This window comes from Oligoflexus sp. (assembly GCF_035712445.1).
GTDB lineage: Bacteria > Bdellovibrionota_B > Oligoflexia > Oligoflexales > Oligoflexaceae > Oligoflexus.
Genome location: NZ_DASTAT010000038.1, coordinates 102307 through 126965 on the forward strand (window position 1 = coordinate 102307; position 24659 = coordinate 126965).

16 protein-coding genes are annotated in these 24659 nt (G+C 56.2%); 5 read left to right on the forward strand and 11 right to left on the reverse strand.

Annotated features, from left to right (window positions below; genetic code table 11):
* Window positions 1-38: 38 nt before the first annotated feature.
* From VFO10_RS08020 to serS, 3 genes are all read right to left on the reverse strand, one after another.
* Window positions 39-2249, reverse strand: a complete 2211-nt coding sequence (locus VFO10_RS08020) for an MBL fold metallo-hydrolase (RefSeq protein ID WP_325138837.1) — start codon at window positions 2247-2249, stop codon at window positions 39-41.
* A 111-nt stretch (window positions 2250-2360) separates the two neighbouring features.
* Window positions 2361-4745, reverse strand: coding sequence for a response regulator (locus tag VFO10_RS08025; protein WP_325138839.1), 2385 nt, complete (start codon window positions 4743-4745; stop codon window positions 2361-2363).
* A gap of 57 nt (window positions 4746-4802) precedes the next feature.
* Window positions 4803-6068, reverse strand: a complete 1266-nt coding sequence (serS, locus tag VFO10_RS08030) for a serine--tRNA ligase (RefSeq protein ID WP_325138841.1) — start codon at window positions 6066-6068, stop codon at window positions 4803-4805.
* Window positions 6069-6283: 215 nt separating this feature from the next.
* Between serS and dusB the strand changes: the two genes are divergently transcribed.
* From dusB to VFO10_RS08045, 3 genes are all read left to right on the forward strand, one after another.
* On the forward strand, window positions 6284-7402 hold the full coding sequence (dusB, locus tag VFO10_RS08035) for a tRNA dihydrouridine synthase DusB (RefSeq protein WP_325138844.1): 1119 nt from the start codon (window positions 6284-6286) through the stop codon (window positions 7400-7402).
* 128 nt (window positions 7403-7530) lie between these two features.
* Window positions 7531-9927: a hypothetical protein gene (locus VFO10_RS08040; RefSeq protein WP_325138846.1), complete on the forward strand. Its 2397-nt coding sequence runs from the start codon at window positions 7531-7533 to the stop codon at window positions 9925-9927.
* Between the two features lie 147 nt (window positions 9928-10074).
* Window positions 10075-10548 (forward strand): hypothetical protein, encoded by a 474-nt coding sequence (locus tag VFO10_RS08045; protein ID WP_325138848.1) that lies wholly within the window; start codon window positions 10075-10077, stop codon window positions 10546-10548.
* A 70-nt stretch (window positions 10549-10618) separates the two neighbouring features.
* Here VFO10_RS08045 and VFO10_RS08050 read toward each other — a convergent pair whose 3' ends face one another.
* Window positions 10619-12745, reverse strand: a complete 2127-nt coding sequence (locus VFO10_RS08050; protein WP_325138850.1) for a response regulator — start codon at window positions 12743-12745, stop codon at window positions 10619-10621.
* Between the two features lie 19 nt (window positions 12746-12764).
* Complete coding sequence (locus tag VFO10_RS08055; protein WP_325138852.1) at window positions 12765-13427, reverse strand: response regulator; 663 nt, start codon at window positions 13425-13427, stop codon at window positions 12765-12767.
* Between the two features lie 225 nt (window positions 13428-13652).
* Between VFO10_RS08055 and VFO10_RS08060 the strand changes: the two genes are divergently transcribed.
* Window positions 13653-14447 (forward strand): response regulator transcription factor, encoded by a 795-nt coding sequence (locus tag VFO10_RS08060; RefSeq protein ID WP_325138854.1) that lies wholly within the window; start codon window positions 13653-13655, stop codon window positions 14445-14447.
* Between the two features lie 188 nt (window positions 14448-14635).
* A complete protein-coding gene (locus tag VFO10_RS08065) occupies window positions 14636-15058 on the forward strand; it encodes a response regulator (RefSeq protein WP_325138856.1) in 423 nt (140 codons plus the stop codon).
* A 110-nt stretch (window positions 15059-15168) separates the two neighbouring features.
* On the opposite strand, the gene VFO10_RS08070 is transcribed toward VFO10_RS08065, so the two are convergent.
* The 6 genes from VFO10_RS08070 to VFO10_RS08095 all read right to left on the reverse strand — a co-directional run bounded on the left by VFO10_RS08070 (window position 15169) and on the right by VFO10_RS08095 (window position 24653).
* Window positions 15169-15426: a hypothetical protein gene (locus VFO10_RS08070; protein ID WP_325138858.1), complete on the reverse strand. Its 258-nt coding sequence runs from the start codon at window positions 15424-15426 to the stop codon at window positions 15169-15171.
* A 121-nt stretch (window positions 15427-15547) separates the two neighbouring features.
* Window positions 15548-18895, reverse strand: a complete 3348-nt coding sequence (locus tag VFO10_RS08075; RefSeq protein WP_325138859.1) for a UvrD-helicase domain-containing protein — start codon at window positions 18893-18895, stop codon at window positions 15548-15550.
* Window positions 18882-21782, reverse strand: coding sequence for a PD-(D/E)XK nuclease family protein (locus VFO10_RS08080; protein WP_325138861.1), 2901 nt, complete (start codon window positions 21780-21782; stop codon window positions 18882-18884). The genes VFO10_RS08075 and VFO10_RS08080 overlap by 14 nt, the downstream gene beginning before the upstream one ends.
* A 62-nt stretch (window positions 21783-21844) precedes the next feature.
* Complete coding sequence (locus VFO10_RS08085) at window positions 21845-22444, reverse strand: hypothetical protein (protein ID WP_325138863.1); 600 nt, start codon at window positions 22442-22444, stop codon at window positions 21845-21847.
* Entirely contained in the window at window positions 22444-23865 is a 1422-nt protein-coding gene (locus VFO10_RS08090; protein ID WP_325138865.1) for an oligosaccharide flippase family protein, read from the reverse strand. The genes VFO10_RS08085 and VFO10_RS08090 overlap by 1 nt, the downstream gene beginning before the upstream one ends.
* Entirely contained in the window at window positions 23865-24653 is a 789-nt protein-coding gene (locus VFO10_RS08095) for a hypothetical protein (protein WP_325138867.1), read from the reverse strand. The genes VFO10_RS08090 and VFO10_RS08095 overlap by 1 nt, the downstream gene beginning before the upstream one ends.
* Window positions 24654-24659: the final 6 nt, after the last annotated feature.

Here is a 24659-nt window from a genome sequence, read left to right on the forward strand (position 1 = left end):
TTTTGAGAAGACGGGGCTGGTGTAAGACGCAGGCCAGTTTACGACGCATTCTTATGAAGAACGGGCGCCTTCTGAATGGCCTGGGACCGGCGCTTGTAGGTTTCCAGGAGTTTCCATTCCACCGCCGGAATATCCTTGAGCACCACATGCGGAATCAGGTAGCCACGGCTGTTCTCCAGCGCTTTGAGCTGCAGTTCCAGTGGGGCGTGATCGGTGATGACGTTGTCTTCATAGCAGAACTGGCCCGGTCTCAATTCCTCGGCATAGCCTTCACGGAAGAGCGAGAGGTGACCGCTTTCCAGGATAAAGACGAAGTGACCTGTGAAGTGCGAGATGATCTGCTGGTCTTTGATCTGGATTTCATAGACCGATTTCGCGATCTTGTTCAGCAGCGGCGACCACTTGATCGACTGGAAGAGATCGCTGCTCTGGAGCATGCGGCGACGGCTGATGTTCTTGCTGAAGCTTTCCTTCAGATTATAGCGTTCCAGGAACGAATCGAAGATCCGGCGCGGTATGCGCAGGATTTCCGCGAAGCTCTTGGAAATCAGCTGATGCAAAGGACAGTCGGGATCATCACCGACGAGATAGCCTGCGACATATTCCAGGCCAAAGGGCACTTCGCTCTTGGGAGCCGCCACGATACCGCTCAGCACCAGGAAAATATCCTGCGCATGCCCGGCCTGGCGAACAAGGGCGGAGCCTGGTTCCAAAGATTCAATAGGTTGATTCAAAAGTTCATAGAACGAGCTGAAAGGCACCGTGGGGAAGTAGTGATGCAGCGAACGCGCCGCTACTTCATGACGGTTATCAATGTGGCTCTTCACAAGGTGATCTATTTGGCCAAAAAGAGCCCGGGTTCCGATCGAGAGTTGACTGGGGCTCAGTTCGTCGGCGGTATGGGCCAGAATGATTTTCTTGCTGCGGTCGCCCTGGAAGTCCTCGGCATGACCGTGGATCATCCCGCCACCGATGTCGATCTTCTTCAGGTCGGCCGGCTGCAGATAAAGATCCTTGATCTTCTGGAAGTACTGCAGCGAGATGCCCGGCTTCTGCTGATCCGGTTCTATCATCCGCTGAAGGACGGAGAACGAGCAGATATCCGCGAGGTGATGATAGGTGCGATGACCGTTTTCCGTCACCGTGCGGAACTGGAAAGTATTGGTCTCCACAGGATGCGGAGAATAGCTGGGCTGGACTTCCAGACCGTCGATGTTATTCCATTCCTCGGGCGCCAGATCGTGGATGGTGAAAAACCGCTCCAGAACCGGGAATTTAACCGAAAGCAGAGCCTGCATCTTCTTGTTCACCGAGTGACGCACGACGCTGGTCGAATAGTATTCAAGCTTCCGATCGCCCAGCATCAGTTCGGTCAGACCCGCGAAGTGATCATCGTGTCCGTGGGTTTGGAAAATCCCGCGGATGGAATTCAAGCTGAGCCCCAGAGCGCGGAGCGTATGCGTGATGTGCGGTCCGGCATCGATCAGGTACACGTCAGGGCCATAGCAGATGATACTGGCCATCGCCGGTCGATGGATGTCCCAGCCGTCGCCTTCACCGCTGTGGATCACCGAGAAGAACTCCGGTGCGAAGCGCTGGAAATTCAATTTATAAGTCGGCTGGTAGGCTTCATGCGCCGCCAGATTCAGATCGATGTCGATGAATTCCTGATCCACGCTGATGCGGAATTTATTGATGCCGGTTCGTTTGATCAGAACGCCGTTCAGATCAAGGACGTCATCACCCAGCTGCCGGCAGTCGATCAGATCATGCGTCGCCTGAATCCTGCCAAAGGCGAACTTCAGCTTCAGACGCATCATTTCCTGCGCCTGTTCCTTCGGCATTCCGGCTTCGATGAGTTCATTCTCGTCGATGAGTCCATAGTTGCCGCGGAAGACATAATCGAGCTGGGCTTTGATCTGCTCGGAGTTGCCGATCATGATCGGCTTGTCTTTGGAATAGCCTGGATGATTCGGGATCAGCATGCCCTGACGATAGAACATCTGCAGCATGGTGAATTCAGCAAGGTTGGCAAACTGTCCATTCTGGATGCCAAGGTCCGAGAGGAGCAGGCAGTTCGGACCTGTTTCATGCAGCGCCCCGCTACCCGCCTGGTTGCGAATCACGCCGTGCTTGATCAGGTGCTTGACGCTATCGGCCGGACAGCCCGCCTGAAGGAAGACCTTCCTGCTGGGAACCGACACCCAGTAAAGCCCCGGAGCAATTTTTTTGTTCTCTATCAAGCTCATGAAACTCCCATCTCCACTCAGCCTATCGGCCCCACTCGGGCGGAGTTGAGCGGCATCTTTTGCCGCATGCTTACCTTAGGGTAGATTTCGTTTTCGCATTCGCCTTGCATTTCAATAAATTCCCGGCAAAGCCTTAGGCAATTCAAGCTCAAAGCAGGTGGCGGTTCCCGATAGATTAAAATCCAATCGACCCGGCGTCCGCAGAACAATTCTTCGCGCCACATGCAGGCCGCTGTGCCCATGACCTTCCGATCCCTCGGCGACCGGATCGAAGAGCCGCAGAGCCTGGGCTTCGGTCAGCTTCGGCCCGCCGCAGGTCAGTCGAATCAGAAGCAGGTCCTCCAGCACCTCGGCTGTTATATTCAGCCACTTATCCTGATCCAAAAGCATCTCAAGCCTTTGGCAGAGCATGGTGATCAAACTGATGCCGACCTGCATAAGGTCCGCAGGATGAATCATCAGGTTTTCCGGCGGCAGATCCATGGTGAGTCGGACGCCGGCCAGACGCAGCCGCGGACCCAGAAGATTCGCGGTCTTGGCCAGGGTCTGGTCGAGGCGGCAGAGTTTCTGCGGCCCGAGGCGCTGCTGGAATTCGAGTATTCCGTCCATCAAAAGGCGTGATTTCTGCGACTGTTCCATCAGGTGCATGTGCGTGGTCGCCAGAGCGGTGACGCGGGAAAAAAGCACAAGCTGCGGCCGGGCGAGATCCTGGAGTCCTTTCCAGATCCGGCTTTTCTCGTCTGCGGATAAAAGCGCGGGAGCCAGCAGAAGACGGAAGCTCCTTAAAAGCGCCAGGCTTTCCCCATCGGTTTTAGGCAGCGGCAAAGCGTCGAGGTCAACGTCTTCAGCACTGTCCTGCCCACTTAAAAAGACCTCGGCCCAATGCGGTCCCAAGCGCTCGGCATCCGGCAGGGCTGCCAGCGCCTCCTGACAAAGGATGCGTCCGGCATCGGTGCCATTGCGCTCGGCCCAGATCGCACGTATTTCCCGGCTTAAATCGGTGATCAATTCCCCGAGCTGCGCGAGCTTCTCGCGTTCTTCCATAAGGGCGATGCGCTTGGTCAAACGCTGACGGCTCAAAAGGTTTCTGACGCGCAGAACGAGTTCCTGCTGGATGATGGGTTTGGTCAGATAATCATCGGCGCCGAGGTCAAGGCCATGGATGCGATCCTGTTCGGACGCGCGGGCCGTGATCAATATCACCGGAATATCGGCAAGGCTGCTGTCGAGCTGTTTTTCCTGCATCACCTGCTCACCGGAAAATTCCGGCATCGCCAGATCGAGCAGAACGAGGTCCGGTCGATCGGAACGCATGCGGGTCAAGGCCTCGCGTCCGCCGTAGGCGAGGCTTACGCGATAGCCCTGAGGCATCAGGATCTCCTGAATGATCTCGCAGTTGATTTCATTGTCATCGACCACGAGGATATGCGCGGCATAGCCATCCATCTTCATCAGATTATGGCTGGGCGGATCCTCCTGAACGGGCGTGAAACTTCTGTCCTCAGGATCAGCGGGTCCGGTCAGCGGCAGATACTCACGGGCGGTGCTTTCGAGGTGCACTTCGCTTTGCTCGGGAATCACCACGGTGAATTTACTGCCGACCCCAGGTTCGGAACTGATCTTCATTTCACCCTGCATCAGCCGCAGCAGCATGCGCACCATGGGAAGCCCAAGACTGCTCGCATCGCTTAAAAAAGCCTGATCATCGAAAATGCGGCTGATCTGTTCGGAACCGAGGCCGACGCCCTGATCACTGACTTCCAGCGTTAATGCGCGGCCGCGTTTACTGATGGCGAGCACGACGTGATTGCGCTCCTGCGCCTTGCCGAACTTGAAGGCATTGCCGATCAGGTTTCTGAGTATCATCAAAAGCCTGGCGTTATCGTGAATGAAAATACCGTCGTCATTCATCCAGAGTTTTCTGATTTCAAAATGACAATCCGGATAGCGAAGGCGCAGGCCTTCGGCCATGGTTTCGACTTCGAGCACGAGCTGGTTCAGATGAATCCGGGAATTCTGCAGCTGAAGCTTGCCGCGGCGACCGTCCGCAAGGTCGAGGATGGTGGTGATCTGATGCTTCAAGGATTCGGCGAGCATGATGCATTTACTGATCTGGGTGCGTCCGCTCGCAGGCAAGGGCCCGTATTGACCCTGGAACATCAGCTGCAGAAAGCCGATGATGCCGTTCAGCGGAGTCCGTAACTCATGGGAACTGCTGTGAAAAAAGGTGGTGCGGAAACGGTCCTCGGCAAGGGCTTCGTCCAGGTGCTTTTGCGCCGCTTCGGTTTCCGCGGCCTTCGCCAGAACCTGACGCTGCAGCTTCGTGATTTGTTTTTGCAGCCAAAAGCAAAAGAATATCGTGGCGCCGAGCAGCAAAGCGAGGGCAAGACTGAGCCAGGGCCAAAGGGGGGACGTCCCGCCAGCATCAGCATAGGCGGGGCCACTCAGACCAAGGCTCATCACGATGAGCAGCAGCTGGCTTTGAAAAGGGCTCATCGACTCATTCTTTATGAAGACATCCTGAGTCGATTATCGGCCGCTTTTCAGAAAACCTCAGCCGAGGGTGGTCCGGCCGCCGAGATACGGCTGCAAAGCCTTTGGAATGCGTACCTTTCCATCCGCTGTTTGGTGATTTTCCAGGAAGGGGATCAGAACGCGCGGGGTCGCGATCGCGGTGTTATTCAAGGTGTAGGCATGAAGATTCTGGCCGTTCTTATCCTTGTAGCGCAGCTTCAATCGGCGAGCCTGGAAGTCGTAGAAAGTCGAACAGCTATGGGTTTCGCCATAGGCATTGCGCGAGGGCATCCAGGTTTCGATGTCGTGCTTCCGCACCTGGCCCTGACCCAGGTCGCCCGTACAGACGTAGACCACGCGATAGGGAAGTTCCAAAGACTGCAGGATGGCTTCGGCATTACCCAGGATCTCGCTATGCAGCTGATCCGATTCCGCAGTATCCGCATGACCGATGACCACCTGCTCGACTTTTTGGAACTGATGCACGCGATAAAGGCCGCGCGCGTCTTTACCATAGGTTCCGGCTTCGCGACGGAAGCAGGTGCTCTGCGCGAAATAACGAAGCGGCAGCTGCTCGTCTTTCAAAATTTCGCCCGAATGATACGAGGTCAACGAAACCTCGGCCGTGCCGACGAGCACCATCTCATCGCGCTCGACCAGGTAGGCCTGCTCACGACCCACCGGGAAGTATCCGGTGCCGACCATGGCCTCTTCCTTGACCAGGACAGGCACGGCGAGCTGGGTATAACCCTTCTTGTTTAAATGATCGACGGTCAGGCGCAGAATCGCGGCTTCAAGCTGCGCGCCGAGTCCCCGCAGAACGTAGGAACGGCTGCCGGCGAGTTTCACGCCGCGTTCCACATCGAAAAGATCGAGCGCCTCACCGATCTCGACATGGTCTTTGGTTTTGAAATCGAATTTGGGAACCTCGCCCCAGCGTTTCACTTCGACGTTTTCCGTATCGTCCTTGCCCAGTGGAACATCGTCACGGGCCGGGGCCGGCACGAGCAGCATCAGCTGTTCGAATTCCCCGCTCAGCTCGCGCACTTCATTTTCCAGGGTTTCCAGGCGGGGTTTGATACCGGCCACCTGGGCCTTCAGACCATCACGCTCGGCAGGCGTCGCGCTGGCAATGGCTTTGGAGATGCGATTCCGGTCGGCCTGAAGCTGCTCCATCTCGACTTGTTTTTTCCGCAGGTGTTCGTCCATCGACAGGAGTCGATCGAGGTCAACACCCATGCGTTTATCTTGAATGGCCTTGCGTACTTTGTCGGGATTTTCACGAATGAATTTGATGTCGAGCATGGTATCTTCAGCTTCCTTTTCCTTGGCAAACGCTACGGGTTATCATGGCCCAATCCGCTTAGGCGGCCATCATACAGAAGGCAACCCGGCATGAAAAGTCTGGAAGCATCAGCCCGAGGACTGTTGATGTGGGCAGTCAAAAAAGGCTGGACCATCTCCTCATTTTCCCCTATGAAATCCTGCTCGAATGGAAAACCATGTCGGAAGAGGCTCCTATGAATAAGTTAAATCCTTTTGAAGCCTTGGGCCTGCCCCGGGATCCCCTGCTGCTGGCCCCTTTGGCTGGAGTCTCGGATCATCCTTTTCGGCGAAGCTGTGCCGCTCAAGGTGCGGATCTGACTTACGTTGAAATGATCTCGGCGACCGCTCTGCTTTACGAAAGCCGACGTACCTATGACATGCTAAAGCGTCATAGCTCGGAGTCCATACTTGGCGTGCAGATCACAGCCGCATCTGCGGATGATATGGGCCGTGCGGTGGAAATCCTGGCCCAGCATAATTTTGAAACGATCGACATCAATATGGGCTGTCCTGTGAAAAAGGTCGTGAAGACCGGCTGCGGCTCGGCGATCCTGCGCGATCCCGAGCGGGTGTTTCAAACCGTGAAGGCCGCCTGCAACGCCACAGATAAACCCATATCGGCGAAGATTCGTTTGGGCTGGGATCATCAATCCATCAATGGCATGGAAGTCGCGCAGGCGGCGGAAGCCGGCGGGGCTGCGTGGGTGACCGTTCATGGTCGCACCCGCGCCGATGATTATGGAATGCCGGTGAATCTGGACGGCATTCGGCAGATCAAGGCGGCTTTGAAAGTTCCCGTCATTGGCAACGGCAATCTCTTTCAACACGAAGATGTCGCGCATATGAAAGCTGTTACGGGTGTCGATGGCGTGATGATCAGCCGCGGGGCCTTGGGCAATCCCTGGCTCTTCAAGGAAATACGGACCAGCGATAAGACGGTCAGTATTGATGAATGGGAAGCGACCGTGCTGCGGCACCTCGCCTGGCAGCAGGAGGAATACGGCGATCAGCCCGGCGCAGCGGTCTGCATGCGCAAGCACCTTCTTTGGTATGCCAAGGGCTGGCAGGGCGTGAAGCCTTTCCGCGAAGCCGTGAACGAAGCCGGCAGTCTGAGCGGGGCAGGGGACCTTGTGAAACGTTTCGCCGATCAGCTGCGGAAAAGTCAGTACCTCGTCCGCGCGCCTATCGTTCAGAACGAAGCCGGTCACCGCTTCGCCTGGGATCCCAAGTATGAAATGGATAGAAAGCTCGATCGCGGCGTTGGGGACGACGGGCTGGAAACCCTTGCAGTGCAAGAGGAACTGTCCTTTTAATCCGTATCGACCGAATGGCCCAAGCCCGCGCGGGGTTTGGGTAAATTAAAATTAATACCAAAAAACTCAAGCTGGAGGGCGCCTCCTACGATCGGGTTAGAGTCACCGATTAGGAGTGCGATCCAACCATGTTCAAATCATTACTCATGGTCGTGAGTTCACTGATTCTTGTCGCCTGTAACCCTTCCGCAGGTGGAGGCCGGAGCGAATCCACCGGCGCCAATCCTGGAACAGGCACCCCCACGGTACCGACCCAATCCAGCCTTCCCGATGGAGTGGCGCGTGACAAGGTCAAGCTCGTCTTTGAAGCCTTTACGGTGACGCCGACCATCTTTGTGCAGTCCACGGCCGAGAATGTGTGTCTGCCCTTCAAGGTGAACGTGACCTCCGATGGGCAGCCGCTGGAAGGCGCAACCGTGGCCTTTACCGTAAGCACCCTGTCCGCGGGCATGAAAGATCTGGGCGAGGTCCTGGCCGCTTCCACCAAATCGAACAGTGCCGGTGTGGTCGAGGGCACATACTGTTCGGGTGAAAGCGAAGGCTCCATTGTGATCGCAGCCGAGCTGAGTGGGATCATCACCAACTCGGAAACCATTCGCGTAACCGTAAAGCCGATCTATAAGCTGAGTTACGAAAGAACCGATGCCGATCCCCTTTTGGGCCCCACGGAAAGTCTGGAGGACAAGGACGCGATCTATCTGAACCTGATTGATTCCGGGCCCCAGGACTGCACGAGCGTTTATTTCAAACTGACCAAGGCCAATAAACCCGTCACAGGCACGAAGGTCGCTTTCCGCTCGCAGATCGATTTTCCCGCCGGCGCGAAATTCGCGAAAAAAGCCGATGCTGCGAAGACGGCGATCGATCCCCTCACCAATAAGAAATACCTCAGCTATGAAACCTTCACCAATGGTTCGGGTGAAGCCGCGGTTCCAGTCTGCGCCGGTGTCTTCCTTGGCAGTCTGGATGTGGCTGTAAACTTTGTGGACGAGGAAAGCCGCCGCTACGAAGCCCATGCCCCTGTCGTCCGCATCGTCGGCGGGCTCACCAACTGGATCAATATGTCCCTCATGTTCGATGAAGACAATGGCCGGACCCTGCGCGCCTACTTCAACACCAACAGTAAATACGAACTGCCCATCACAGCCAACGTCGGCTCGCGCATGGACGGGATGCCCATCAAGCAGTATCCGCTGATGGTGGCCATGGAAACCGGGCGCGTGACCCTGGAAAATGGGGGTGTGATCGATCCCGAAACAGGCAGCGTCAAATTCAAGGTTCAGGCCCTGCACCTTGTCGATAACTACCCCTACCAGGTCTATCCCTTCGATGATGTGACGCTGGCCCAGACCCGTTGCCATCCTCAGAAGATCGCGGAGTGGGGCCAGGCCAATGGCAAGGCCAACGTGAATTATACCGAAATCGCCAAGAACTGGCGGTCGACGCTCGTCTATTACACTCGCGGTCAGGAGCATTATAACGACGCCAACAGCAATGGAAAATACGATGAAGGCGGCGATGGCTTCTGGGACAGAAACCAGAACGGCTTTTATGATACCGAAGATGTGCTGACCTATGATGCCGGCAACGACGGAAAACTGGATCGCCGGGGCGAATGGTTCATCGATCTCCCTACGCCCTTCATTGATGTCGATGAAGATCGCTCGTTCAATCCCAGCATCGACATTCTGATCGGTGAAAAATACGAAGCGCCGAACGGCAAGCGGGATTCCGACACCACCGATTGGAAGTACGAAGTCCTGCCGATCTCCATGGGGCCTTCACCCTATTCCCTGCAGCATTATCAGATCAAGAGCAGCGACTACACCTTCACAGAAGACGTTGCGGCCTTGCCATGGGGCAACTACAACGTCTTCGGGGTGAAGGGCATCCTCAACGCTTCGGATTTCTGGACTGCTTTGAATCAGTATTCCAACTCGTCGACCTGGAAGTTCGCGATCTATGCCCATGACCTTTGCGGTTCGCTGCTCCCAGGCGGCACGAAATTGTCGCTTTGGCTGGAGCAGATCAACTTCGATCAGAATGTGGATCTCGCCTATGCGCGTTTTCCCGCGATCAACTTCGTTTCGCCACCCGAAGATTATTATCTGGAGCCGACCCGCAGGCTCTTCAAGCAGTCCAACCTTGAGCGCAGCAATGCCAGCGAGAAGACGGAAGCCATACTGAACTTCAATGCCGTGGATCACCCGTCCCGTGATTATGGATATCCCGTCATGGGTACTGTCACGGTTCCGCAGTGCTCACGCCCCTGCAGCGGCGCTGTGAATCCCACCGATCCCGGGCACTTCTGCCTGGGCTGGTCGGGTTATATCCGCCTGGGCATCACGGAGCCGGGCCTGGGTTCGGGCCTTGACGCCACCAACACGACGATCTCGACCTATCTGGAATTGCCCCGCATCAACGCCTGCAAATGCGTCGTCGGAGCCTCGCAGTCCACGAACGGGGCTTCCTGCGAATGCCCGGTTGGCAAGACCTTTGATACGGCGACGCTGACCTGTGTGTGAGGGAAAGGCCCGGTGACTGCCGGGTTTCCTCCAAGTATTTCAGAGGGATGGAATTTTTGCTCCGATTTCGGTTCATTTTCCATAAAGGTTCGGGATCGATGGCCGATAGATTGGGAAGCTGTTGTCTAGCTTGAGGAAAGCCAAACCATGAGCCGCTGTGAATTTCGATGGATCAACGACCGAACCCTGAAGATCTCAGGGACTATCGACGAGAATTTCTCGATAGACGAGGAGTTGCCAAAGTTCAAAGAGGAAGTCTGGATCGACTTGCGCGACGTGGCTCGTATCAACAGCTGCGGCGTGCGGGAATGGATTAAAGCGATTGTGAAGAACCAATCGAAGATTCATTACATCAACTGTTCATCCGTGATCGTTACCCAGTTTTCCATGATACCCGAGTTCATCGGTCGCCACGGTGTGGTGGAATCCTTTGAAACTCAGTTCGTGTGCCCCAGCTGCGGACACGAAGACAGCATGATCCTGGTCGTCGGCAAAGACATCCAGGCCGGTCTGGAATCGTATATGGAAAGCCCTGAGATGAAGTGTTCCGAATGCGGCGAGCAGATGGAATGCGACCATAATCCTGAGCTTTATTTCTCGTTCCTGTCCGAAGTCGCCTGATCCGGACGAACCCATCCGTGGACTGCCTCTGGTGCTTTAGCCCCAGGGGCATTCGCTTTTTCGGGGTCTTTCAGCTCGCGTCCTTGGTGGAATCCTCGAGCACAAGACCGCGATGGTAATCCTTGACCAGTTTGCCGCGCGGTGTGAAGTTGAGCTTTTTCGAAAGGAATTCCTGCGCCCGGTCTTCGCCCAGGGCGGTCCGGTAGATATTGATCAGGCAGTAGTCCGAGCGGCTGATTTTCTCGGCGGCCGCAAGGCTGGCCTCCATTTTCTTGATCTCGTCCATCCGATCCTGCTCGGCCTTTTCGCTGATCTGCGGCTCGGATTTCAGCGCGATGGGCTCGCCGGAATTGATGGCCGCGACGATCCGCGTTTTCAGGCTTTTGGCCTTGTTCATCCTCTGCTGGTTCTGGCTGCGCTCGGCTTCGGAAAGGGCCTGCAGAGCGTCCTCCAGACGGTTGGAACGGGCGAGGCCGAGGCCCAAATTGTAATGGATCAAAGCCTTCATCTCCTGCTGATTCTCGGGCAGGGATTCCAGCGTTTTTTTATAGAGATCGACGCCTTCCTGGAAGTTCCCGACCCGGATCAGCGAGACCGCGCGGTTGTTCATGAACGCCATCACTTCCTTATAGGATTTCAGGCGGCTCAAAAGCTTTCTGGCGGTATCCGTATGCCCCTGTTTGATCGCACCCTTGGCGGCCGTTTCAAGCACTTCGGTGGACTCGTCGTCCATGGCCTGGGCCTTGTTCATGACCTGATCGAAGGCCTGGTCGTTGCCCTGCTCCAGGTGACATTCGGCAAGGCTGCAAAGATGGGAAACATTCAAAGGTGAAATGAACGAGACGTTGGCGAGGCAGCGAACCGCGGCATCGAAATCCCGCAGCTTCATCAGGGATTTGCCCAGGATCTCCATGGCCTCGCGGGAACTTCCACCCAGGCGCATGGCCTCCAGCGCATATTTTTTCGCATGCAGGAAGCAGCCCGAATCAAAGGCGATATGGGCTTCCATCAGCTGCTTTTCCGCATCCATGAGCGCCGGCAGGTTGAAGTAAAGGGCCTTCAGTTTCTTGGTTTCCGCCAGGTCATGCCGCTTCGAAGCCAGGACCAGTTTTTGTTTGATGACCTGAGGGTCGGTGGGGTTGGTGTGCTGCTGCAGAGCCCAGATGATGTCCGCGTTCAGGCGTTTTTCATCGATGGGTTTTTGCAGGAGGCGGCTGGCACCGAGTTCGCTCAGGAACGGGATTTCACGCTCTTCGATGGATTCATTGATGACGAGCAAAGGGATATTCAGGCCCAGTCGGTTCCTTAGCTTATAAAGGAAGACCGGACCGGGGATATTCGGCAGTTTCCACTCGCAGATGAGGAGATCCACCTTTTTATTGAGCCTCAACCATTTCAGTGCGGCAATCGGATCTCTTTGACAGATCACCTCGCCGAAACCCAGGTTTTGCAGGGTCTGCTTCATGACTTCCAGCGACCCCTCGTTCGGATCCACGACAAGACAGGTGCGAAAACCAAAGTGTTCGGCCAGCACCACCTCAGGCTCGTCGGGCAATTCGTCGCTTTCGAAGAATTCCTGGCAAAGGGCCCGGACGCGATCGTTGCGGTCAGGGCCTGTGAGCTTCACCTGATGAAGAATCACGCGGCCGGTATCGAGCTCGCCCATCTGAAGGAGAGCATGGGCCAGTGAGAGCATGTAATCCGGATGCCCGGGGTAAACCTGCAGGAGCCCTGTGAAGAGCGAGCGCAGGTCACCGAATTCTCTGGCTTCCTGCAGGTATTCCTGCAGATAGCTGGCGGCGACTTTAATAAAATCAAATTCATGGACCGTGAGGCGTTCCAGAAGCTTCTTCAATTCCGGATAGCAGGCTTCGCGAGTCATGGCGAATTTGTGGCAGGACATGGCGCCCATGGCAAAGGCCTTGGGTAAAAGCTCCTGATCCTCATCGCGCAAAACCGAAACCTTCACATGACGCAGCACCGGCTGCTTGTTGATGGCCTCCAAAAGCTGCAGAATCGAGCAGTCATTGGCGTCCTGAAGCGGGCCTATGATCCAGCCGACTTCCTCGGCTTCCATCATTTCGAGGCAGGTTTTGATATCACTGACCACCACGACATTGCCGAAGCCAAGCTCCTTCAGCACGGAAGAAAGCAACTGACGCTGGGAACTACTTGCCGAGATGGCGAGGCAGCGCATTGTTTTTTCTTCAAAGCGGTTAGGCAACGTGGTTCTTCCTCTCCAAAAGGCGTTTGACCGTTTCCAAAAGGGTTTCCGGCTGAACCGGCTTCACAAGCCAGGAGTCGATCGCCAGTTTTTTGCCCTCGGCTATGAGCGCGGGCTGGGAATAAGCGGTCATGACCACGATGCGGGAGGATTCCGCCAGACGCATGCGGCGCAGGGTTTTAACAAATTGCAGCCCATTTAATTTTGGCATTTTCAAATCGGTGATGATGAGGCGAACGTCCGGGTTGGCCAGCACCTTCTGCACGGCCTCCTCCCCATTCAGGGCCTGAATCACCCGATATCCTGCCTGATGCAGAACCTCACTTACGATCGTGCGCAACTCTTCTTCATCGTCAGCCATCAATATCTTGGGCCCCAGCTCCATCCCCGGGCGTGATTCGTGGGCTATGCGCGCACCAGGGCTTTCGGTGATTTCAGGCTCCAGCCATGAGGCTTCGATCTTGCCTTCTTCGAGCAGGAGTTTAAGTTTATCCACAGCGAGTTGGCGACCGGCTTTGGCTGCCATCTGCCAATACTGCGCAGCTTTGCGATAGTCCTGCTCGCGTTCTATGCCGATTTCATAGAGAAAAGCCAGGGAGCACTGGGCTTCTGTGTCTCCTGCGGCGGCTTTGGTTTCAAGATCGGCCTCGGCCATTCCAAGTCCCTTCGGTTAATAGGTCTTTTCGATCATACTATCGGCACGTTAGGCCAGGACTTAATGGGAGTTAATGCGGATCCACGAAACCCAGTCTTGGTAAGGCCTGCAAAGAAAAGGAAAATCCTGAGTTAAGCGCCTGGTTTGTCAGGATGAAAGGGTTGGAACTCGGCATCGGAATCCTGTAGAACAGAAAAGGTGATTGCAAGAATGAGGGTTTTTTATATGGCAAACCAGCAGCACATGCTGTCGCGACTCAAGGATCTTTCACAAATACCCTATATTGTGACGCTCGATGATGACCCGGTCATGGCGAGAATCATTGAAGAAACCTTGGGACTGAAAAATTTTGCCTTTACCCAAAGTGAGCAGCTCCTGGAGTGCGCCGGTGAGATGTCGCCGGTTGGTGCCTTTGTGGATATTCATCTGAAAGGCGAATGCGGCCTGGACATCGTCCCACGTCTGAGGGCCCTTTGGCCGACGACGGCGATCATCGTCATCAGCGGCGATGAATCGGACGCGAGCATCAGCCAGGCTCTGGCTTCAGGGGCCGACGATTTCGTGCGGAAACCGATCTCGCCAGCGGAGGTGGTCGCACGACTCAGGGTTCGCATCGAAGACCTGAACGATAAAAACCGCATGAACCTTCTGAAATTCGGTGACCTGAAAGTCGATTTGAAACACAAGACCATCAGCGGCGGTAAAAGCCAGCTCATTCTTTCCGCGCGGGAAATAGATCTGCTCGCGGAACTCATTCGCGCGCACGGCACCATCGTGCCGAAGGACGTCCTGAAGCGTGAACTCTGGGGTTCCCTTGCCGTCAGTGACAATGCCCTGGATCGTAAGATTTTCGAAGTGCGCCGCGCTTTGCGCGAAGTCAGCGACAATGTCGAACTCCACTCCATCTATGGGATCGGCATGGTTTTGCGCATGCGCAATCAGGAAGCTGAGCGTACGCTTTTGAATGATTTCGACGCCAAACTGAAATCGACCCGCAAAGCTAAGACGACCAGCTACTGAGCTGGTCTTTCCCACCACTAGGGAATTCCACCGAAAATCTCTACCAAGCGGTAGGATTCGACAACTTATCTTATCCTCATTTCCAGCCCTTTATCGTGGACACGACCACGCGGCTTGCCTAAAACTTTAAGCTGATCATTCCAATATAGGGCAGGGTGCGTCCAGCCCCATTCGCAGAGGAGACGTTCATGAGATCGAGTGAGACTCCCTGGAAGTTCGTGCTGGTCGGTGGCGACCGGACAACCGCCGCCGATTACATGTCTGCGGCCGCCCTTGAGGGCCATCATCTGGATTACTTTGCATCCATGCACGAGATTGGGTATCTCGGGCGTTTTCGCGAGTATGATGCCGCGATCGTGCATGGCGACATGCATCCCTTGTCAGGTCTTGAATTGGCTGAATATCTGGAGAAACTTTTCCAATCGCTGCCCATGATACTTCTGACGTCCACGGACGATCAGGATACGGATGGCCTGCTGGTGCCGGCGAGTGTCGCCGACTGTTATCCCGCTTCGGAAGAGGCCCGTCGGGTTCTGGGACGGGCCGTCGAGATCCTGCAGCAGCCGCGGAAACGCTTCACCCGCATGTCGATGGCGCTTGAGCCGGGTTGATAATTTTTCCTCACAAAGATCCATGAAAAAGGGCTCGGGAACAAATCCCGGGCCCTTTGCATGGATGCATTGCGTCAATGAACGAAAGATGACAGGCCCCGGAAAAGCCCTTAGCTCCGGCGGCGCATGCCAACCAATTGCTTGGTTTTGGCGGCGACCTGGCTGCCAGCGAGTTTAACGTGAGCTTCAACAATCGCGTCGGTTCCGCTATGCAGAAGGAGTTGATAGCCCAGGGCGGAGAGCGGACCCAGGAATACGTCACCGATTTCGACGGAGACAGGCGATTTCAAGCGGAAAACGCTATACGTCCCATCGATGACACGCACGGCGACCATATCCTGATTTTTTAAGATGACGCGACCTTCCATAGTCTCCTCACGGCTGGGAACGCCGGGGGCGTCCAGTTTCCACTTAGTGTGATGTGATCATGATGGTGCCATATTAGGGTGGAAAACCACCCAGGACAAGTCCGTTCTGAAAACCTTCCTGCTAAATATGATTGTCCATCGCTACAAGTTCCGGCAGTTCCGTAAAGAGCAGCGCAGCGCGCACAACTTTACCAGGGTTTAACCTTCGGACTGCTTCGGCATAGAGAGCGAGCTGCTGATCATATTTTTTCTCGGCAATCAAAGGCTCAAAGTTCTGACCAGGGCGTATGTCCGCTATGGTCTTGTAGTCGACAATCAAAAGAGAGCCATCCGGTTTTGTCAGAAGAAGATCGATGACACCACGTACCAGTTGTCGATCTTTGACGAAGGCGACGGGCATCTCTGCACAGGTTTGTACGGAATCTGCGATCAGCGCCTTCCAGAGTGACGACTGCAAAATCTTTTCCAACTTGGACTGAGCCATTCCCAATGCCGCTTTATATTCCGTAAAAGGATGCGCGCCTCTTAAGCTCATCCAGATGTCTTCAGCATCAAAGTGTAGGCGCTTCAGCTCAGCTTCGAGCCCCATATGAACGAAGCTGCCGAAACTCGTAGCGAACGGATGAGCCTCACGATGCGAATGCTTGCCACTTTCCTGCAGGAGCCGCGCCGGCGCCAGTGTGCGTATTTCATCGCGGCCCCGTCCACGCTGCGCGGGCAGCGTCCAGAAATTCTGAATGCCCCGCTCCTCGGCACGAACGAGCGGCGTATCAGGTGAAAGGCACCCTTCATACATCAGCTCCAAAACCTCATGGTGGCAGCGGCTTTTCACAGCGGCTCCGAGCGCTTCGGCGGCGCGATGGATCAGGCTATGGAAACTATGATCGTCGGGCTTTTGCGCACGCCTTTGATGGCCCGATACGACCAGACAGTACTGGGCCCTGGTTAATGCCACATAAAGGAGGCGCAAATTCTCGGCCGTTGATTCCTGCAGCAGCTGATGATGGATGCCGTCCATGTGGGTATCGTCCGTCGGCTGATCGGTTTTGCGCCCGACATAGAACACGCCCGTGCCGCAGCTGTGGTCTTTCACCTTCGCCCAGTAAGGATCCGTGCGGTCCCACTCTTCACCCGTGCCGACTAGCATAACAAGCGGGAATTCAAGGCCTTTTGACTTGTGAATGGTCATGAGCTGAACGGCATCGCTCGACACTTCGGCCAGACCGATGGCCTTCTCGGCGGCAAGCTGATCCAAACGATCCAGCAGGGGATACCAATCATAAATTCCGGCGCTCTCCATTTCAAAGAGCAGCTCGGCAAAGCGCGCGCCGTTGGCCTGAGCCAGAGCGCCCTCTTCCTCACCAAAGGCCGCGGCATAACGCTGCGGAAATTCGATGGCCTGCATCCAATCCTGTAGGAAAAGAGCCGGCCTTTGAATCTGGCGTCGTGCCTGGGCTTCCAGCAGCCGACCGGCCATCGTCTGTCCGCGTTCCATGAGCCACTCAAGCAGCATCTGGTGGCGCTCGACACGACTTTCATCCTTGTGAGACGGAATCCGATGCAGCCCTTCAAGCAGGAGGGTATCGGGAATGGCAAGAAGAGGACTCTTGAGCAGTTCAATGAGGCTCAGGGTATCCGAGGGATTGGCCATGTAACGACAGAGAGCCACAAGATCGCGAATTTCGAGCCTTTCAAAAAAGCTCTGGCCTTCCTCCATGCGCACAGCAAATCCAGCTGAACGTAGAGCCTCGGCATAGACCCTGGCCTGGGTCGAAGCGCGGTAAAGCACAGCGCAATCACGCGCCTCCAGGCTGCGCAGGCCTTTCAATTTTTTATCGAAGATCATTTTCGGACGCGGCCCGTGAATCCATTCCGCCAGCTGCTCGGCAAGAAACTGCGCTTCAGCCTGAACCGGCTCCTCGCAGCTTTCACTTTTGGTGAAGAGCGGGACGACGGTGACGCTCGCCGGCCCAGGGACCACGACGTTCCCGCTTTTGGGATCCACGGCCGTCCGGTGTTCGGGGAAATCACGCATGCGATCGCAGAAGACGCGATTGACCAGGTCCAAAAGAAGAGGACTCGTGCGGTAACTCACGCTCAGGTTGATAGCGCCAGCGGAACGCTGACTCAGATGATGAGCCGCTTCATCCAGAATCAACGCTTCGGCTTCGCGAAATCCATAAATCGACTGCTTGGCATCACCGACGATGAACACAGATGGAGGAAGATGATCCTTGGCTTCCAGGCCTTTGCCCGCCAGCATTTCGGTCGCCATGGCACGAAACACTGTCCATTGGAGAATACTGGTGTCTTGAAATTCATCCAGCAAAAGATGATGAATGCTGCGATGCAGAAGGAAGCGAATCCCCGCGGCTTCCGCCTCACTGAAGAGGTGATAACCGCCCTTGATCAGATCGGTGAAGGCCAGACTGCGTGTTTGCTCTTTCCCACGTCGCCTTTCGGCGTCAAAGAGTTGATAGATTTGAAAGAGCAGCGAGCCGCGCGCATTGAGCAGATTTTTTTTCTGTTCGGCGAGAAATTCCAGCGCAGCGCGATCCACCGTTTCGATGGCATGGGCGAGCATTTCCTTTTTCTTGCCGCGGAAGGTACCGCCGTGTACCGTTCCATCGCCTTTCAAAATGCGCAATTCCTGAAGTTGCGTCAGATCATGAGACGCGATGGCGGCCAAAGCCTGGCTCATGCGATCCGGGGGCAGCTGCCAGGCGATTTCCTGCAAAGCGCCCTGAACGGTCGCCAGAAAGTTCGACTGCAGAACCTCGGGAAGCGGATGCTGCAGATAAACGGAGTTCGCCTGCTTTTCCACCAGCCATAAAAACGATTCGTGCCGACTCAGTTCTTTGATGCGGTTGTGCACGTCGAGCAGATGAAAATCTTCACAGAGGTGGGCGCCCCATTCCTGCAAGAGACCCTGCTTCTGCGCCTCTTTCATAAGGGATGACCAGGCCTTGCTCAGAAGGCGCTCTTCGCCTCGCTGGCTCAAAAGATCAAAGCCGGTGGGAATGCGCAGGCTCCCGCCCGCTGACGCTTCGAAAGGAAATTTGCGAATCCACTCCAGAAAGATCGAGTCGATGGTCGCAATGCGCAGCGACTGGGTGTTCGCCAGGATCAGACGCGCAGCGGCCTCGGCGCCGCGAGGGGGCGGCAGCTTGCGGCCGGGTTCGGCGCGATCCATGTCCTTATGAAACGCAAAAAGGTCCTTCTCGAAACTCTCCCGCAAAGCATCATCCATCAGGAGCTGCGCAGCGCTATCGAGGATCCGTTCCCGCATTTCCGCGGCGGCTTTCCTGGTAAAGGTCACGGTCAGAATCGAACCCGGATGCGCGCCCGCGGCGACCAGCTGCAGAAAGCGTCGCGAGAGCTGCCAGGTCTTGCCACTGCCTGCCGAGGCCCTGACGACGAAACTGCGATAAGGATTTTGCGGATTATCCTGCAGATTACTCGGCCCCATCGTGGTCCTTCTCCTGTCCCTTTAGCCTTTGCGCCCAAGTATTCTGTTCCTGGATCCGGCGCCTCATGCGGGGATCTTCCTTGCGACAGATGCCATCATAGGGGCAAAGGTCGCAGGCACTGGGATCAGCAAAGAAACGTTCGCGACGGCGAATCTCGTTCTCGCGCCAAAGCCAGTTGGTTTTGATGCCGTCCTTCAGCGCTTCGATATCCGGCGTCTGCCGGGACGCCAGCATGCGCCCGATGCTGTGTTCACGCGCAGCCTTGTTGATGCCGTGCGATTTCCATTCGCCTTCATAGATATTCCAGTAACCGAGCAGCAGCGGCTGCTCGTTCAGGGTCGGATCGAAACAGGACAGGGCCAGGGCATACATGGCGAGCTGGGGCGCAAGGCCGCGCTCGGAAGCGGCGATGGCCGGAGTTTTGCGCCTTTTGTAATCGGTGATGACGTGGATATCATCATAGCGATCCCAGGCATCGATGCGGCCGATGAGAAGACGCCAGCGATCGCCGAGTTGAATTTTGACTTCACGATTGGTGCCGGGACCAAAACCGATCTCCCGCCGATTCTCGCGACGCTTGTTCGCTTTGTCGGCGCCGAGCAGCTGCATATGGGCGATGAATTGCGGCCAGGAATGCTGCTCCAGGTGACGTTTGATGGGACTGTCTTTCAATTCACGCGGCGACAAAAGTTCGGTGAGCGTCACGAGACGCTGCAGAGCGGATTCGGCAAAACCTTCGCCGGTCTCATTCCACGGCGGCAGAAGGCGTTTGCCTTCATAAACGCCGCTGAAGAAACTTTCCAGCACGGCATGCAGCCAAACCCCTTCACGCCGCGCGTCCCCATCCCAGGGGGGCGGACGGAAGTCCTGAACATGAAGGTGATGAAGCAAGAAAGAATAGGGGCAGCGGATCAATTTTTCCAGTCGGCTGGCGCTCATGCTCGACCAGATCTCTTCAAAGTCGATCGGGATCTGACCTTCCAGCTCATCCGGCAGACGCGCGACATCCGCTGCGTCCACGGCAAAGGCCTCGGTCCAAAGGGGAAGATCCTCTTCCTCAAGCCGATGCTGCACCATAAGGCCTTCGGTAAAGCGCGAACGCACCACGAGCTCATCACCACGGCGCTTGGATCTTAGCAGCACCATCTGCGGAATGCGCGCCAGAAGAAGGTGGAAAGTTTGATCCTCCATGGATTCCAAAACTTCCCAACCAGGAAGGCCCATCGCTTTTTTCAGATAGTTATCCAAAAGCACATCCTGCGGCAGGGCCTGCGGGAAAAAACCTTCCTGACAGCCGACCAGGATCACGCGCGTGAAGGGCATCGAGCGGGCTTCGGGAATGCTGAGGACCTGCAGTCCAGCCAGGGGTTCACCAGTTCCGCGCACATCGCCGCCCAGAAGGTGGCGGGTGACGAGGTCCCAGAAAAAGCGTCCGCTCATGAGGCCCGTGCTGACGCTATCCAGAACGCGCAGGGAATCGACGAAGCTCGCATAAAGATCCTCGGCCGATTGCAGGATATCGGCATCCTCGGCACAGTGAAAGACATCGAAGTCTTTGACGAGCTGATCCAGATCATGCTGCCACACGCTGACCTTGGCCTGACGATCGGGACGGAAGGCGGAGAGGATCTGCATCAAACGCTGAATGATTTCGCCCAGCGAATCCGGGAGCTCCTGGGTAATCAAGGCAAAATCCCGAGGAATGCCGGTGCGCAGCAGTCCTTCCCGCAAACGCTCCATGACGTGCGGGGCGTTGGAGTTATCACGGATCCATTGCTCGACCGCCGGATGCTGAATCAAGGCGAGCAGATGACTGCATTCCTCGTCCCCATGAAAGAGACTGTGAACGAGCTGCAGAAAACGACCGGGAAGCAGCGCGGCAAAACTCTGCGCAAGGGCGATGTTGCAGTTGTCGAGGCCGGTTGCAAAAAAACGCAGGGGCCCCGCATAGGTGCTTTCCTTGCTGACGAGTATCGCGATTTCATGCGGCGGCAAACCCGAGGCGATCCAATCCTGGGCCAGGGTGATCGCCCAGCGCGCCTCTTCCATCGGCGAAGCCGCAGTCCAGGCCTTGGGCAGCTCGGTTTCCCTTTGCGGAACGCGACTTTTTCCCGTCGGCGCGGCCCCGGCCTCGGAGCGAATCCAGGCGACCAGCTCTTTCAAAGGACTGGTACTGTGATAAAGATCAGGCGCTTCATGAAGCCAGAACGAAGCGCGGGGATCCTGCAGGAGTTTGACGAGAACGGGACGCCAGCTTTTGGCCACACTCGTATAGGCACAGAAAAGAATGTGCTCATAAGGCTGCAGCGTATCCGCGGACCAGGTGCTGCTGATATTTTCAGCACAGGCCGCGAGCAGGGCACTGCGGGTCAGGAGCCCGCGTTCGCGCAGGATATCATCGAGCGTCGCCAGTATCGTTTTGATTTCGTGAGCCCGCAGGTGAAGGGAACCGAGGTGATCCTCGCTTTTATAAATATCCTCGGCGATCACGCGCTCCAAAGTATCCAGGGCCTCAGCGCGAATCCCCTGCTCATAAAGCTCGTTATGCAGAAGACGGAGTTCGCGTTCGTGTCCCACCTGAAGTTGCGTGAACGTGCCCTTTTCAAGCTGCTGATGCAGAATGAGTTCCACGGCGCTGTCCGGCACGAGCGCGAGATTCGGCAGTTGAGCCTGCTGACCTAAAAGTTTTTCCAGGGTGATGATGCCAGGCGTGCGAATGGCCGCATGATGCTCCAGAATTCCAGCCAGGATATGAGTCCCGAGCCTTTGCGTGGGGACGATCAGCAGCGTGCGGGCCAGCTGCTCCTGGGTCCACTGGCTCAGCTCGTGAATCAATTCCGTCGCCAAACAGACTTCGGGCGAAAATATGTGAAGGCTTGCTGCCATAGCCGATTGCACTCCCGATTGCGCTTATAGGCCACCCACGATAGCAGAAGCGAGTGACATCATCAGCGGCTTTTTGTTCCTGCCCCAAAAAAATGACGTCGCGCGAAGGCCCAGAGCCCTCGGCCTTCTGCCTCTGACGGAATCTGCCGGACTTTTAAGCCTTTTTCCAGAGTGCCGCCCCGCGCTTTCAGACGTTCTTCAAAGTCCGCAAAGACCTGGCGCGCCGGTAAAACAGGATTCCAACCGCCCAAAGAACGCGCCACAGCAACCGAAACGAGTAACGCGCAGGATGGGCGGCTCAAGGGATTCAAGCGCCTGCTGCCAACCGTGCCGAGGTAAAGTCCGATGCGAGGCTCTGCTTTCCGCGTCCAGAGCAGCAGTTCATCCTGCGTGATGTCGGTCCTGCCATCCAGAATCCACAGCCAGGCCATGCCCTCTTCATAAGCCAAACGCAGGGCGCGATTCAAACCCTGGCCGAGCGAAGTCTTGTCGCGAAACGGTGCATAATGCAAACGCGGATCATCAAGCGAGTCCACGTCTTCACCCGACTCCCTGAGGTCCACGATATAAACACGGGCGATGGTATCGCTCCACTTGCGGGCGCGTTCCATGATTCCTGTGTCACCGTCCTGCCAAAGAAAGCCGAGGGCCACGTTCTGCATCAAAACCATCCTCGCCAATAGCGGGCAATTTTGGGGTGATGGAGCACCCAGGACACCTTCTGTTGATTCAAAAGAGCCAGACAACTCAGGTAAACGATACCACCGACGATCAGATTCAGGATGAGTCCTTGCAGCACGATCCCATATAAGACCAGGGCCATGCAAGCACCAGCTGCAAGTGTTCGTAAAATAGGTGACCAGGGTATGGATCCGATCAGGGGTCTCGCGGCGATCATGACAAGGGCGCCGGCCAGTCCTTTGCTTGCGACCAAAGCCAAGGCCATGGCCTGCCAACCATAGGCGCTGCGAAGGGTCCACGCAAGAAGGGGACCGAGGACGAGGCCGGGAAGAAGGCAAAGAAAGAGCCGCCAGGGTTCGCCTTTGAGTTGCAAAACCTGCAGTCCGAAAACCGTGATAAAAACCTGGCCCAGGATGCCGACGCAAAGCCAGCTGAAAATACCCGCGGCTCCCTGCAGCTCATGCGTAAAGAGAAGGCGCATGGCCTCGGTTTCCACAAAGGGGGCCCCGAAGACGATAGGCGTGGCGATCGCAAGCATGCACCAGAGGCTGAACGCCGTGTGGCGGGCGAGTGAATCGCGATCCTTGACCTGCACCATTTCCGCGGAAAAGGCCGCGACCACCGAAGTCCCGAGGGCTCCAAGACTCTGCACGACCTTGGCAGGGCCCGCATAAGCCCCTGCCGCTTCCAGTCCGAACCAGCGTTCGATTAAAAATAAATCAAAGCGATCCTGCAGCATCAAAAGAAAAGTGATCGCGGCAAAGGGGAGCGCGGCGCGCAGGATGGAGGGCAGCGAGGGAACGCGCAGCGGCGACCAACCCAGGCGAGTCCAGGCAAAGTAAGCCGTGGCCATGGCCATCAGCACCTGAGGCAGAAGCTGCAGCAGCATGAAGAGCATTTCATCCTCGGGAGCCCGGACCCAAAGGAAAATACCGAGGAGGCTCCCGATTCTGAGGATGATGCCAAAGGCTGAAAAATAAGCCAATTTCTGCCTGGCGAGCGCCAGCCAGGAGGCATCAAGGACAGTGCCGGTCAGAAGGAAGACGAGCAGGAGAAAATAATCCTGGGACGGATGGGAGGGATTATGATGCAGACTCAGGATGGAGACGCCAGCCAGAACCAGGACCATCTGCATGGTTTTCAAAACGGTGACATGGGAAAGGATGGGCGCGGAATCCTGTCCACGACTGATGGCGGCCACGGCATAGTTCGCATAACCGAAGGCCACGAGGGACTGAATGATTTCCAGCCAGGCTATTCCGAATTGAGCAGCACCGAAGGCGGAAAGCCCCAGATACTTCTGCGCGTGATAAAGAATGAGGAGCGGTGAAATCTTATTGAGGCCTTCCATCAGAAGGCCTGAGGCGATGCTGATCCCGAGCCGTCGACGATGGATGGACATCAGTTTTGAAAACCCTTGAGCACGATGCGGTGGATGTGCAGCATATCGGGCTGATTCCAGTTCGATTGCATCTCCCAGATCAGTCGATTGCCGACCAGTTTTTGCTCCAGGAAAGTGGCCGGCATGGACATGCGTATCAGAGTGCAGCCGCCAGGAATGGTGAGAAAGCGGCTGCCTCCGCTCGGTTTGTCCATCATCCAGGTGGTGGTGGGCGCTCCGCCCTGATCCTCGGGTTCACCAGGCTGAATCACGCGCAGGCCAAAGGTCGGTAGCGGCGCGTTGGGATTCGCGCGAACGGCTTCCACATAAACATCGGCGCCGGTCAGGGTAAATGTCGGCCGTTGACCGTTCACGGGCGGCGGCGAGAGTTTAAAACCATGATAGATCGTTTCATTGCCAAACGTGATCGTGGCCTTGGCCGCATCGAACTGCAGGCGACCGTTATCCCAGACTTCATTTCCTAGCCAACCATTTTTGAATTGAAGGGTGTTGGCAGCGGGTGCGCTCAGACTTTCCCCCGAGAAAAGGACAAGGTCGCCGCCCTCGATACTGCTCTCGCCGCTGCAGCCTTTCGGTGTTTCCATGACCGTGGGTTTGGCGGTGGGAACAGGCACATCGGGTTCAACGTCAGCTGTCATGGGACTGGGGGCAGGGCTGGGAGCGGAGGGAGTGATGACGACATCCCCACTCGATGGGCGAATGGGATCCCGGGCGTTTTTAGTCTGAAGTTTGCAGCCCGCGATGACAAGGCTGAGGGCGATCGGAAAAAAGGTCCAATGCATGATCATGCATAC